The following is a 12,976-nucleotide window of genomic DNA, read 5'->3' as shown; positions in this document are numbered from 1 at the left end:
CGAGCCCATGCAGTACATCGAGGCACTCACTCCGCCCACCGTGATGGCCGTCTTCTTCGGCCTGATGATCCGTGCGCTCTTCCGCAACCAGGGTGGCGCGGCCGCCGCCAAGGAGGACGCGGTGGCCGAGGCCATCACGTCGTCGCAGAGCGCGCAGTGAGTCTCTTCTGAGCCTCTTCTGAGGGGCGCGACGGCCTCCGGCCGCCCTCGCGCCCCTCAGTCGTGCCTCCGGGCCGCCATGCCTTGTGGATTAATTCGGGCAAAAGTGATATTTGCACTGTCATGGCCCGTCCCCTCGGTGAACTCGAGAACGAAGTGATGACCCGGCTCTGGCAGTGGAACCGGCTCGTCACCGTTCGCGAGGTACTGGAAGATCTGCAGCAGGAACGCGAGATCGCTTACACCACCGTGATGACGGTGATGGACAAGCTGTTCCAGAAGGGGTGGCTGCGTCGGGAACAGGAAGGCCGCGCCTATCGATATGCGCCGGTCTCGACGCGCGAGGCGTATACCGCGACCCTCATGAACGACGCGTGGGAGACGAGTGACAACCCGGCGGCGGCTCTGGTGCACTTCTTCGGCATGATGTCGCCGGAGCAGCAGGAGGCGCTCGGCGACGCATTGCGGGTGTTCGCCCCGTCCATCTTCCCCGTGGAAATCGACGCCTCCGACGAGGGGCCCGGGGAGGCCCGGTAGCCGACGCGGTAGCGTCTCTCCATGCAGGTCACCATCCGCCGCGCGCGGACCACCGATGTGTCCACGATCCGCCGTCTCGTCGACAGCTATGCGCGTCAACACATCCTCCTCAACAAGCCGACGGTGACCCTGTTCGAGTCGTTGCAGGAGTTCTGGGTGGCCGAGCGCGACGACAATGCGGAGGTTGTCGCCTGCGGCGCGCTGCACGTGATGTGGGAGGACCTGGCCGAGGTGCGTACGCTGGCCGTGGACACCTCCTGCCGCGGCACCGGGATCGGTCACCTGCTGCTGCAGAAGCTGGTGGAGACCGCGCGCTGGATCGGCGTGCGTCGTATTTTCTGCCTGACGTTCGAAGTCGAGTTCTTCACCAAACACGGCTTCCAGGAGATCGCCTCGACTCCGGTCGACGCCGACGTCTACGACGAGCTGTTGCGGAGCTACGACGAAGGTGTCGCGGAGTTCCTGGATCTCGAACGCGTCAAGCCCAACACCCTCGGCAACACGCGGATGCTCCTGCATCTGTGAGAGATGAGTTCTACAGGGCCGGTTGAATTTTTCGCGGGAAGACGGTTTGCTTTCCTACAAGTAATCCAGGCTTTTGAGGAAAGGGACGCCCGTGGCGCAGAAGGTCCAGGTCCTTCTTGTCGACGATCTCGAAGGCGGCGAGGCGGACGAGACAGTGACGTTCGCTCTCGACGGGGTTGCCTACGAGATCGACCTCACCCATGCAAATGCGGGGAAGCTGCGCGAGCTGCTCACTCCCTACACGGACAAGGGCCGCAAGCAGAGCGGCCGCGCCGGTGCCCGTGGCGGACGGGGTGGCCGTGCGGCCGCCACCGCGCGTCCGGTCGGCGGCAACCCGGACACGGCGAAGATCCGTGCCTGGGCCAAGGAGCAGGGCTACGAGGTCAACGAGCGCGGCCGGGTGCCGAGCAACGTCCGTGAGGCGTACGAGAAGGCCCACGGCTGAGCCACCCCCGTTCGCCGGTGCCGCTCCAGCTGCACGCGGGCACAGGCGTCCGCGCAGGTGTCGACGAGGCGGGCCAACGGCTCCCCGCAGGGGGAAGCGTCGGCTCGCAGCAGCCGTAGGCCGACGGGACGCGGGGCCTCGGCCGGAACGGCCGTCAGCACCCCGTCCAGGTGGGCCCAGCCCAGCCAGCACAGCAGGCCCGACAGCTGCTCCGCCGCCCCCGCGGGGACGGTCAGCAGCAGCCGGTCCCGCACCAGGAGGACCGGCCCGGTCGGCCGGGCCAGCCGGTCCATCCGGGCCACCACCCGCACCCCTGCAGCGAACGGCATGCCGAGCAGGTCGCAGCTCCCCACGTCGGGAGCCGCGGCCTGCTTGTCATGAGGCTGCGTGTCACGAGGCCGCCCGTCGCGAGGCTGCGTGTTGTGTGCGGAATGGGGCACACTCGTAGCAACTGCTTGCAGCAGATTCCGGTTACGGCTGGACCCCGAGCCGACCGGGTCGACGCTGGATTCCTCGGTGGGCGAACACCAGACGGAGTCACCCCGGTATGGACGGGGTACGCCAGAGGGTATGAATGCCCATGTGGGAGGCCGGATGCGGTGGCGTCGCGGCGTGTCGGCGGATGCGTTCGCCGTCGGCGTAGCGATTCCAGGTGGATCTGCCTGGCCTGCGGGAACACCATCCCGCAGCATTCGGTTGGAGTCATTGTCGGCCGTCGCACGGTCCCCCACTGGCGGGTGTCGACGGTTGGAGTGAGGAGCTGTTCCGGCCCCCGGGACTAGCATGCGGTAGGACAGGGAGGGGATTCCCTCACTGCCCCGACCGCTCTGAGGAGCGATTAACGATGTTCGAGAGGTTCACCGACCGCGCGCGGCGGGTTGTCGTCCTGGCTCAGGAAGAAGCCCGGATGCTCAACCACAACTACATCGGCACCGAGCACATCCTTCTTGGCCTGATCCACGAGGGTGAGGGTGTCGCCGCTAAGGCCCTGGAGAGCCTCGGGATCTCGCTCGAGGCGGTTCGCCAGCAGGTCGAGGAGATCATCGGTCAGGGGCAGCAGGCCCCGTCCGGCCACATCCCCTTCACCCCGCGGGCGAAGAAGGTCCTGGAGCTGTCGCTCCGCGAGGCCCTCCAGCTGGGTCACAACTACATCGGCACGGAGCACATCCTGCTCGGCCTGATCCGCGAGGGCGAGGGCGTCGCCGCGCAGGTCCTGGTCAAGCTGGGTGCCGACCTGAACCGGGTCCGGCAGCAGGTCATCCAGCTGCTCTCCGGCTACCAGGGCGGCGGCAAGGAGGCCGCGACGGCCGGTGGTCCCGCCGAGGGCACCCCGTCGACCTCCCTGGTCCTCGACCAGTTCGGCCGCAACCTGACGCAGGCCGCCCGCGAGGCCAAGCTCGACCCGGTCATCGGGCGCGAGAAGGAGATCGAGCGGGTCATGCAGGTGCTGTCCCGCCGCACCAAGAACAACCCGGTCCTCATCGGCGAGCCCGGCGTCGGCAAGACCGCCGTCGTCGAGGGTCTGGCCCAGGCCATCGTCAAGGGCGAGGTGCCCGAGACGATCAAGGACAAGCAGCTCTACACGCTTGACCTCGGTGCCCTGGTCGCCGGCTCCCGCTACCGCGGTGACTTCGAGGAGCGCCTGAAGAAGGTGCTCAAGGAGATCCGGACCCGCGGCGACATCATCCTGTTCATCGACGAGATCCACACCCTGGTGGGTGCGGGTGCCGCCGAGGGCGCGATCGACGCCGCCTCGATCCTCAAGCCGATGCTGGCCCGTGGCGAGCTGCAGACCATCGGCGCCACCACGCTGGACGAGTACCGCAAGCACCTGGAGAAGGACGCGGCCCTTGAGCGCCGCTTCCAGCCGATCCAGGTCGCCGAGCCGTCGCTCGCCCACACCATCGAGATCCTCAAGGGTCTGCGCGACCGCTACGAGGCGCATCACCGCGTCTCCATCACGGACGCCGCCCTGGTCGCCGCCGCCACGCTGGCCGACCGCTACATCTCGGACCGCTTCCTGCCGGACAAGGCCATCGACCTGATCGACGAGGCCGGCTCCCGGATGCGCATCCGTCGGATGACCGCGCCGCCGGACCTCCGCGAGTTCGACGAGAAGATCGCCGACGTCCGTCGCGAGAAGGAGTCCGCGATCGACGCGCAGGACTTCGAGAAGGCCGCGTCCCTGCGCGACAACGAGAAGCAGCTCCTGACCGCGAAGGCCAAGCGCGAGAAGGAGTGGAAGGCCGGCGACATGGACGTCGTGGCCGAGGTGGACGAGGAGCTCATCGCCGAGGTCCTGGCCACCGCCACCGGCATCCCGGTCTTCAAGCTGACCGAGGAGGAGTCCTCGCGGCTGCTCCGCATGGAGGACGAGCTGCACAAGCGCGTCATCGGCCAGAAGGACGCCATCAAGGCGCTCTCCCAGGCTATCCGGCGCACCCGTGCGGGCCTCAAGGACCCGAAGCGTCCGGGCGGTTCGTTCATCTTCGCCGGCCCGTCCGGCGTCGGTAAGACGGAGCTGTCCAAGACGCTCGCCGAGTTCCTCTTCGGCGACGAGGACGCGCTGATCCAGCTCGACATGTCCGAGTTCAGCGAGAAGCACACCGTCTCGCGGCTGTTCGGCTCCCCGCCCGGCTACGTCGGGTACGAGGAGGGCGGCCAGCTCACGGAGAAGGTGCGCCGCAAGCCGTTCTCGGTCGTCCTCTTCGACGAGGTCGAGAAGGCCCACCCGGACATCTTCAACTCGCTGCTGCAGATCCTGGAGGACGGTCGCCTGACCGACTCCCAGGGCCGGGTCGTGGACTTCAAGAACACGGTCATCATCATGACCACCAACCTCGGCACCCGGGACATCTCCAAGGGCTTCAACCTGGGCTTCGCCGCCCAGGGCGACATCCAGACCGGCTACGACCGGATGAAGGCCAAGGTCGGCGAGGAGCTCAAGCAGCACTTCCGCCCCGAGTTCCTCAACCGTGTCGACGACATCGTGGTCTTCCACCAGCTCGGCGAGGACGAGATCATCCAGATCGTCGACCTGATGGCCGCCAAGGTGGACGAGCGCCTCAAGGACCGCGACATGGGCCTCGAGCTCCGTCCGGCCGCCAAGGCGCTGCTCGCCAAGCGCGGTTACGACCCGCTGCTGGGCGCGCGTCCGCTGCGTCGCACGATCCAGCGCGAGATCGAGGACATGCTGTCGGAGAAGATCCTCTTCGGCGAGCTGCGCTCCGGCCACATCGTGGTCGTGGACGTCGAGGGTGAGGGCAAGGACGCCAAGTTCACCTTCACCGGCGCGGACAAGACCCCGGTCGCGGACGCTCCGCCGGTCGCGGCGGGCCCGGACCTGACCAAGGGCTGATGCGCTAGGCCGTAAGGCAACGGAAGGGCCCGGTTTCCCCGAGGGGAGCCGGGCCCTTCGTCATAGCACGACGTACCAGTTGAACCGCTCCGCGGAGGCGATGCGAGGGCTCGGGACCCGCTCCGTCCCGAGCGGAGCAAAGGGGTGCGTTGTCGCGAGCAGGGTCTCCGGGCGGAGCCCCTCCACGTCGGGGATGCCTTCGTGGAACCAGACGGCGTGCAGGCCGGGGAACGTCGTCGCCACCCGGTCCAGTGCCGTCGAGCCCGAGTGACGACGGAGGTGCAGGGTGTGGACCTGGGGGAGCGGCGCCATTCCGGTCAGGGCGCGCAGATCAAGCTCTTCAAGGTCCAGATCGGTCAGAGGCTGGTGACGTCGCAGAGTGTCCCAGTCGGCTGGGGTCAGGTCGGGTGCCATCAGCCGAAGTGATGCCAGTCTGGGCGCTCCCAGAACCAGCGGCAGGTGAAGCTCGCCGCGCTGGGAGGCCCCGATCGCAGCCAGGCTGAGGTGTTCCAGCGCCGTCATCCGCCCGAGCGCCGCCAGGCCGGTCACGGCCGCACAGCCCAGGACGATCACGCGCTTGACCGCCGTCCTGGCCAACGGTGCGAGGTCGAAGCGGCCGGTGTTGTTGAGCAGCATGAACATCGAGAGCGTGGGCGCATCGTGGACCAGGGACAGGTCGATGCCGTAGGGGTTCTCGTGGAACCGCAGCTCCTGCAGATCCGTTCGTGGGACCAGGCGGACGGTCTCCTCGGTCAGAGCGCCGGAGAACTCCACCCGGTGCACCGCGGGAAGCGTGGCCAGGAACTCCGCCTCCGCCCTGCTGGTCACCATCAGTCGGACGTCCTCGCGCGCCGCGAGCCTTGCGACCACGGCGCGTCCGTACTCCCTGGTGTCGAACCGCGGCCAGGAGAAGGCGAGTTGCGACCGCACTTCCAGCGCGGGATGGTCCGCGTAGGCGGCGAGCAACGGGATCGCCCGCTCGGTGCCGATCGTGGTGGCGCAGACGACCACCGCGTGGGCGGTCGCGTCGTCCAGCCCCTCCGGGCCGGGCAGCAGCTCCAGGACGACCGGGCCCGCGTCCGCCAGCTCCTTGGCAGCCTCCGTCGTGCGCGGCGGTATCAGCGCCGCTGCGGCTGTCGTGACCGCCTCGCGTACGGCCGGGTCCAGCTCGACCGCGAGCTCCAGGCAGGCGGCGGCGAGCAGCCGCAGCCGGTGCGCGTGCTGCGGCTCCTCCTCCGCACGGCGCAGGATGCGCGCCAGCAGCTCCGCGCGCTCGCGACGGCGCGCGTGGCCTACGGCGAGGCGGATCACGTCCTCCCACTGGTCCTCGTGCGCGTGGTCGACCAGCATCGGGATGTCGCCCTCCTCGATCGCCGCCTGCGCGCCGAGGTAGTCCTGGAACGTGCGGTGTACGAAGTCGACCACTCCGGGCTCCGGTTGACGCAGCACGCCGCTGCGGACCGTCAGCTGCCGCAGCACCCGGCCCGGGTCGCCCTGGATCTGCGGCATCTGTGGCAGCGCGTGCTCGATCCGGCCCAGCGCCTGGTGCTCGGACAGCTCCGACTGCCCGTTGCGGATCAGCCAGTACGCGAGCTTCTGCAGCAGCGCCTGCTGCTGCAGCTCGCTCAGCGCCAGCCCCTCCGACGCCGGGTCGACGCCGCGCTCCTCGTCGCGGCGGACCAGCAGCATCTCCAACGCCGCGTCGTAGAGGGCCATCCGGCCGGACGGCAGGTGGCCCTGCCGGTCGGCGTTGAGGGCGCAGATCAGCGAGCACATCAGCGGGTTGGCGGCGAGCCGGCCCAGGTCCTGGATACGGCCGACCGCGTCGACGAGCAGCTCGCGCCAACGGGCGAGTCGTTCCCGCTGCTCCTCGTCCCCTTCCGCCGCAGCCGCAGCGGCGGTGTGCCAGCGGTCGATGAACGCGGCCACGTCGCCCCGGCTCATGGGCAGCATGTCCAGCTCGGCGAAGCCGAGTTCGGCGAGCCAGCCCTCGCGGACGGCGGACGGCCGGGTGGTGACCAGGCAGCGGACCCCGGGATAGGCGGCGAGCAGCCCGGTCAACCACTCCCGGACGCGCCGCCGTTCGCCCGCGGGCGCCTCGTCGATCCCGTCAACCATCAGCAGCACCCGGCCCTCGGCCATCCGGCGGCTGACCCAGCCCTCCGATCCGGGGTAACCGGCCAGGGGATTGCCGGAGGCCTTCAGGAACTCCTCGGGACCGGGCAGGGGCTGCCCGGGGCGGGCGATCGTGCGCAGCTTCAGCAGGATCGGGATGCAGTCCTTGAACTGGTGCAGTTGGTCCGGCAGTTCGTCGCGAGCAGAGCGGGTGGTGAGCCACTGCAGCAGCGTCGTCTTGCCGGACCCGGCGTTGCCGCGCAGCAGGATCCGCTGCTGCTGCGCGAGGGCGTCCTCCACGCGCCGGGCCGCAGGGGCGGGATCCTCGTCGCCGAGCTCGCGCTGCGGGCGTTCGCTGCTTGCCAGTTCGAGGCTGAGGTAGGCGACGTCGAGCTGCCACGCGCCGTCCCCGCGCCCGGAGCGGGTGACGCCGTAGATCCGGACCTTGCCCCACTCCCGGCCGAGGTACTCGCGCAGGCGGTCCTCGAAGGAGTCGGTGGGCGGCTCGAGGGACGTCATGGTGAACGTGACGTTGTTGTCCTCAAGGATGCGGCGAACCTCGACGTGCAGCATGAACTCCTCGCAGAGGGTCAGCTCCAGCCGCGCCTCGCCCCACTGCTGCGGCACCGAACGGACCAGCCCCACCAGGGAGTTGTCCAGGAAGACCGGCGCGCCGGACATCCCTGCCCAGGGCGGGCCGTCCGCCGAGGCGGCCGGGGGCGCGTGCTCGCTGTCCAACACGGGCCGACCGCTGACGAGCCCGGTGGCGGGTTTGAGCGTGCCGACGATCTGCTCGCTGTCCAAGCGCCGGTCGGGTGACCGCTGGACCTGGGGGAATCCGACGGCTGCTGCCCCGGCCAGCGCGGTGAGACCGTTCAGCAGCCCCCAGGAGAGTCGTTCGAATCCTCGGACCGCGTTGCTCGGCAGGAGATCCTCCTCGGCGGCCAACAGCGCGGCGTCGCACCGGTCGTCCTGCCGTCGCCACACCACCCGGCACGTCTTCGGCCCGCCGGATCCGGGAATCGCCACCTGCGCCGTCGGCTCCTCGCCCACGACGTGCGCCGCGGTGACCACCGTCCACGGATTCAGCAGGTACCCGCTGCCCTGGCCGCCCGCGCCGAGCACCACCGCCAGCCGTTCGCGCTGCGGATGCGCCACCCCTCGTCCTTCCCCCGAAAGCCCTGCTCACCGCTGTTGCACAGCGGTGACAGTTCACGGATCTTTCACATACCGACCGTGCGCCAAGATTCTCGTGTCGCCGGGGAACGGACCGCAAGCGAAGCGGTCGGGGGTCGAGTCGCCGGACGCCGGACATCCTTTCGTTCTTCATCATGCGCCTGGGGGGCCACTCATGAACATTCGTCACCGTCTCGTCGGGGCCGTCGCCGTCGTCGCCGCCGCCGCATCCGGCGCGCTCGCCCTGCTGCCCGGCACCGCGAACGCCGCCACCCCGGCCACCGTCGGCAGCCCGCTGACGATCTCGTCCACCGCCGCGCAGGCGGGCCCGCTGCTGCCCGGTGTGGCGAAGACCTTCGACTTCTCGGTCACCAACCACTCCGACGCGGCCCTGCCGGTCACCGGCGCCCTCGGCGGCTCGCTGCACGGCGCGATCCCGGCGCAGTACGGCGGTGTCACGGTCGGCGTCCAGGCGGTGCACGCACCGGCCACGACGTCGATGTTCGGCAGCCAGGACGGCGGCTACATCGGTGCGTTCTACCCGAAGGGCGGCCAGTGGGGGAGCGACTTCAAGCTGCCCGCGCACGCCACCTACACCTGGAAGATCACGGTCGAGGCGGGCAAGGCCTTTCCGATCAACGACGACGGCTTCCAGCTCAACTTCGGCGTGGACGACACCGCCAACTACAAGAACTCCGTGGGCCGCACGCTCGACTTCCGCGTCGGCACCTGGAAGTCGGGCGGCCCGATCGTCACCACCGTCCAGGGCCACGGCACGTTGACGCCCCAGCGGCCGGTCGACCTCCAGGTCACCTTCACCAACCGCACCGGCCAGCCGCTGGCCGAGCAGCTCAGCCCGTGGATCGGCACCGAGCTCAACTCCGGCTCGCTGAAGAACGTGGAGCTGGCCTTCGACCTGTGGAAGAACGGCCACTGGGTGCAGCTCGGTGACTACAACGGCGGCCTGCCGGTCCTTCCGGCCCACCTGGCGAACGGCTCGTCGGTGACGGAGATGGTCCGCGTCCGCGTCGTGAGCTGGGGCGCGACGAAGGCGACCGCCGGCGAGATCCCGGTCTCGGTCGCGTACGACGGCTTCACCGGCCTGGTGACCAAGGACGTCTACACCGTCCGCTGAGCATCACCGGCACTGACGGCGAGCGCGCCGGGACCCCTTGGGACCCGGTGCGCTCGTCGTTCTGCATTGAGGCTTCGTCAGAAGCCCGACAGATCCGGTGCCGTGTGGTTGCCAACCTCCAGTGACCCGCCGGTCGTGCGGGACTTCGGCGTGAGCGTGACGGCGACCCGATGGGTGCGGTCGTACGCTTCGCCCACCTCCCCGTCGACGGAGAACACCCACGCCCGCACCCCGCCCTTGGCCCGCGCGTCGCGCTTCAGCGCCACGGTGAACTCCAGCTCGATCGGCCCGACTTCGAAGCCGATGTCCGCGCCGGCTCCGCGCCCGGCGGCGTCGACCAACTGGTCCCGGATGGCGGTGATCGCGTCGGCGAGGTCGATGGGGTCCTCGGGGTTCGTCATACAGGTCATGATCCGTCATGCATCCGATGGACCGTCAAGCGCTTCCCCAACTCGTCGCCTCCGGTCAACTGTGGTTCCTCTTCGCGATCCCGGGTGAAGGAGACACGGATCGACGTCGTTGTGTTGATGAGCGGACGCAGGTCGAAGGAGTCGACACTGTTCGTGAGGAGGAGTTCGATGTGCCCCAGAGCAGGGAAAATCTGCAGTATCTCGCCGAGCCACTGGTCCTCTCCGGGCTCTCCGTGGGCGTTGAGGAAGGTGCTTCGTACGCCGGGCTGTGTGGTTCGGCCCGCGAGCCCCCGTACCTCGGCGGGGCCGAGACAGATCTCGGTGCAGGAGTCCAAAGCTTGCACGATCTCTCGAAGGTGCTCGGTCGGGACCGCCGGGAGGTCCCACAGGCTCAGAGATTCCGGGCGGAGCGCCGGGATACACCCGAGATCACTGAGAGCTGGACAACTGCTCAGAGTCAGTTTCCGCAGCGTCGTGTGTCGGCTGAGGAGTTCGAGATCCTCTAGATCTGGCGAGTTCACCACATAGACGCGAGAGGTCCCGGGGGGCAATTTATGTGCGCGCAGGTCGGCCGCCGACAGGTCGAACAGTGTTACTGCCTCGGAGGAACCCAGCCTGTCCAGTTCGCGTAGGTGTTCCCGACTGGACAGAAAGAGGTGTCGTTCAGCCGGTTGAAGTGGCGCCAGCACCAGGTCCGCAAACTGTGCCGCGTCGAAGCATCTCCACTCCGTTGTCAGATCGTCGAGGCGGTTGTCGGCCCGGCACTGGTCGATTCCGGTGGCCAGGGTGCGCAGAGCGGCGGAGGTACCGAGTCGTCCGAGCAAGGTCGCGTAGTCCGAGGAGCGTTCGGCCCAGATCGTCGGCGGGACGATCGTCAGTACGTCATCGCCCACCCGATCCAGTTCCCGTAGCCGGCTGGTGTGCACCAGCGGCTCCAGCCGATCCAGGACGAGTGCACGCGTCTCCGGAGCGAGACGCGGAGCGAACGGGAGACAGCTCCCGGCGAGCAGGGCGCGGTTCTCGTCGCGTGGATCCTCACCCAGCCTTTCGAGCAGCAGGCTCCGGTCCCGTGGGGCGCAGTGGCCGACGGTCATCCGGATGACGTCCGCCCACTGTTCGTCGTCCGCATGCGAGAGCAGGCTGTTGAAGGAGCGGTCCTCGCTGAACTCCTTCGCCGCCAGGTAGTCCTGGAAGGTGCGGTGGATGAACTCGAAGGTGTCCGTCGTCGGCTCGTAGAGCAGTCCGCTCCGCTCCAGCACGTACGCGTAGAGCGACTCGGCCGAGCGCCCGCGCAGATCCGTGCTCAGGTGGCCCTGCAGCCGTCGGATCTGGTTGACGGCGTCCGCGCGGTCGCCCTCGACCCGGCCCTCCTTGACCAGCCAGTGGGCCAGCCCCTGGAGCAGCGCCAGGTGGTCCTCCTCACTCAGCTCGACCTCGACCTGGCGCTCCATGTCGCGGCGGGCGAGGAGCATGCTGAGGGCGGCAGCGTAGATGGCCATACGGCCTTGGGGCAGGGCGCCGTTGCGGTTGCGGTGCAGGGCGCAGAGCATCGCGCAGAGAAGCGGGCTGGCGGTGAGCGAGGTGAGAGCGGGGGACCTGTCCAGGGTGCGGAGCAGGCCTTCGCGCAGTTCGCCCGGTGCCCCTGCGGCGCGGTGCCACAAGTCGACGAAAGTCTTCCGGTCCTCGCCGGTCATCGGCAGCAGGGTCAGCTCCTCGAAGCCGTCTGCAGCAAGCCATTCCGAGCGGACGGCTGACGGCCGGGCGGTGACGACCGCTGCCGTGCCCGGATAGAGCCTGAGCAGTTCGGAGAGCCATTCCCGGGCGCCTTCGCGTCGGTTCTCGGGGATCTCGTCCACGCCGTCAACGAGGAGCAGACCGCGTCCTGCACGGAGAACCGCCGTGGTCCACCCGCGTGGCTCGCTGTCCGCCACCACACTGCGGCTCGCGACGAGGAACTCTCCTGGACGCGGGAGCTTGTGGAGGCTGCGCAGCTTGAGCACGAAGGGGATCCGGTCCTCGAATCCGCTCAACTCCGCGGCATGGAGGGCGAGCCACTGCACGAGGGTGGTCTTGCCGGAGCCGGCCCCGCCGCGCAGCAGGGTTCGCGTGCGGTCGGCGAGCAAGGTCTCCGCCCGGCCGGTCCGCCGTTCGGTGATCTCGGGCAGGATGTCCCAGCGCCGACTCTGGTGGGCACTCAGGCTCAGGTACGCGGTGTCCAACTCCATCCGGTCGACGGTGTCGCGCACCCGGTCGTCGAGGTCCAGGCCGAAGATCCGGATCCGGCCGTACTGAGCGTGCAGCGACTCCCGGTAGTCGAGCTCGAATGCCTCGGATTCGGTGAGCGTCGGCGGCGGCACGAGGACGGTTGCCTTCGAGGCGTGCCTGAGCAGGGCATCCGACAGCTCCTCGTCGAGTTCCTGCACTTCGAGTTGGCTGTGGCCCCATCGGGCTGGGCTGTGATCGGCCGTCACGATGCCGAGCAGGGTGGTTCCGTGGAAGACGCCGGCCCCGGACAGCCCCGCCCACGGGGAGTCGGTGCCCGCGGACGGGATGGACGGCACGGACGGCCTGGACGGCGTCGGAGGTCGGTGGGCGGTCTCCAGGATGCGCCGACCGGGAGTACGCCCGGGGCCCGGCTTCAGGGTCCCGGTGACCTGGTGACTGCCGAGTGTTTCCTGGGCGTCGCGCTCAGCGGCCGGAAACCCGGTCGCGTGGCAGCCCGGGAGCGGGATGAGTCCTTGTGGCCGGGCGACCGGCAGGGGGGACAGCTCGCCGTCGACCAGTGGTCGGGCGGCCTGGAGGAGCACCACGTCGTCCACCCGGACGACGACCGTGCACGAGGTCCAACCGGTGCCGCCCCTGACCGCGGCTGTGACCGATTCGGCGTTGCCGACCACATGCCCGGCACTCAGCAGGAAGGTCGAGGTCAGCAGCACCCCGCTGCCCTGCGCACCGTCCGCGCCCCTGACCACCGCCACACGTTCGAGCTCCAGCGCCATACCGGCATGATCCCTGAACTGCCCTGCGCGCAGGGCCGGTTCCGACTGTTGCAGAGCCATGACACTCCGGGGATCGGACACGAACCGTTCGTCCGCGAGGATCTAGGTGTCGCCGGG

The 12,976-nt window shown here is 69.1% G+C and carries 10 protein-coding genes; 6 read left to right on the top strand and 4 right to left on the bottom strand.

Annotation, left to right across the window (positions count from 1 at the left end; all coding sequences use genetic code 11):
* The first annotated feature begins 7 nt into the window (after positions 1 to 7).
* From I2501_RS36495 to I2501_RS36480, 4 genes are all read left to right on the top strand, one after another.
* Positions 8 to 160 (top strand): hypothetical protein, encoded by a 153-nt coding sequence (locus I2501_RS36495; RefSeq protein WP_196198374.1) that lies wholly within the window; start codon positions 8 to 10, stop codon positions 158 to 160.
* Positions 161 to 282: 122 nt separating this feature from the next.
* Entirely contained in the window at positions 283 to 696 is a 414-nt protein-coding gene (locus tag I2501_RS36490) for a BlaI/MecI/CopY family transcriptional regulator (RefSeq protein ID WP_196198373.1), read from the top strand.
* 21 nt (positions 697 to 717) lie between these two features.
* A complete protein-coding gene (locus I2501_RS36485) occupies positions 718 to 1,221 on the top strand; it encodes an amino-acid N-acetyltransferase (protein WP_196198372.1) in 504 nt (167 codons plus the stop codon).
* 91 nt (positions 1,222 to 1,312) lie between these two features.
* Complete coding sequence (locus I2501_RS36480) at positions 1,313 to 1,666, top strand: histone-like nucleoid-structuring protein Lsr2 (protein ID WP_196198371.1); 354 nt, start codon at positions 1,313 to 1,315, stop codon at positions 1,664 to 1,666.
* Here the strand turns inward: I2501_RS36480 and I2501_RS36475 are convergent.
* Entirely contained in the window at positions 1,597 to 1,995 is a 399-nt protein-coding gene (locus I2501_RS36475; protein ID WP_196198370.1) for a hypothetical protein, read from the bottom strand. The genes I2501_RS36480 and I2501_RS36475 overlap by 70 nt on opposite strands.
* A gap of 515 nt (positions 1,996 to 2,510) precedes the next feature.
* Here I2501_RS36475 and I2501_RS36470 point away from each other — a divergent pair.
* A complete protein-coding gene (locus tag I2501_RS36470; RefSeq protein ID WP_196198369.1) occupies positions 2,511 to 5,024 on the top strand; it encodes an ATP-dependent Clp protease ATP-binding subunit in 2,514 nt (837 codons plus the stop codon).
* A gap of 60 nt (positions 5,025 to 5,084) precedes the next feature.
* On the opposite strand, the gene I2501_RS36465 is transcribed toward I2501_RS36470, so the two are convergent.
* Positions 5,085 to 8,297, bottom strand: coding sequence for an NACHT domain-containing protein (locus I2501_RS36465; protein ID WP_196198368.1), 3,213 nt, complete (start codon positions 8,295 to 8,297; stop codon positions 5,085 to 5,087).
* Between the two features lie 193 nt (positions 8,298 to 8,490).
* Between I2501_RS36465 and I2501_RS36460 the strand changes: the two genes are divergently transcribed.
* On the top strand, positions 8,491 to 9,450 hold the full coding sequence (locus tag I2501_RS36460) for a hypothetical protein (RefSeq protein WP_196198367.1): 960 nt from the start codon (positions 8,491 to 8,493) through the stop codon (positions 9,448 to 9,450).
* A 77-nt stretch (positions 9,451 to 9,527) separates the two neighbouring features.
* Here I2501_RS36460 and I2501_RS36455 read toward each other — a convergent pair whose 3' ends face one another.
* The gene (locus I2501_RS36455; protein ID WP_236047901.1) at positions 9,528 to 9,851 is read right to left on the bottom strand and encodes a trypco2 family protein; all 324 of its coding nucleotides are present in this window, start codon (positions 9,849 to 9,851) and stop codon (positions 9,528 to 9,530) included.
* Positions 9,852 to 9,856: 5 nt separating this feature from the next.
* Entirely contained in the window at positions 9,857 to 12,859 is a 3,003-nt protein-coding gene (locus tag I2501_RS36450; protein WP_196198365.1) for an NACHT domain-containing protein, read from the bottom strand.
* Positions 12,860 to 12,976 lie beyond the last annotated feature (117 nt).

Origin of the sequence: Streptacidiphilus fuscans (genome assembly GCF_015690355.1) — a bacterium.
GTDB lineage: Bacteria > Actinomycetota > Actinomycetes > Streptomycetales > Streptomycetaceae > Streptacidiphilus > Streptacidiphilus fuscans.
Note: the sequence above shows the minus strand (reverse complement) of the source record. Positions and strands in the feature narration are given on the sequence as shown.

What these genes read in the sequence shown, in the direction of transcription:
- I2501_RS36495 (WP_196198374.1), top strand. Translation starts at nt 8, where the DNA reads ATGCAGTACATCGAGGCACTCACTCCGCCCACCGTGATGGCCGTCTTC.
- I2501_RS36490 (WP_196198373.1), top strand. Translation starts at nt 283, where the DNA reads ATGGCCCGTCCCCTCGGTGAACTCGAGAACGAAGTGATGACCCGGCTC.
- I2501_RS36485 (WP_196198372.1), top strand. Translation starts at nt 718, where the DNA reads ATGCAGGTCACCATCCGCCGCGCGCGGACCACCGATGTGTCCACGATC.
- I2501_RS36475 (WP_196198370.1), bottom strand. Translation starts at nt 1,995, where the DNA reads ATGCCGTTCGCTGCAGGGGTGCGGGTGGTGGCCCGGATGGACCGGCTG.
- I2501_RS36470 (WP_196198369.1), top strand. Translation starts at nt 2,511, where the DNA reads ATGTTCGAGAGGTTCACCGACCGCGCGCGGCGGGTTGTCGTCCTGGCT.
- I2501_RS36460 (WP_196198367.1), top strand. Translation starts at nt 8,491, where the DNA reads ATGAACATTCGTCACCGTCTCGTCGGGGCCGTCGCCGTCGTCGCCGCC.
- I2501_RS36455 (WP_236047901.1), bottom strand. Translation starts at nt 9,851, where the DNA reads ATGACGAACCCCGAGGACCCCATCGACCTCGCCGACGCGATCACCGCC.
- I2501_RS36450 (WP_196198365.1), bottom strand. Translation starts at nt 12,859, where the DNA reads ATGGCGCTGGAGCTCGAACGTGTGGCGGTGGTCAGGGGCGCGGACGGT.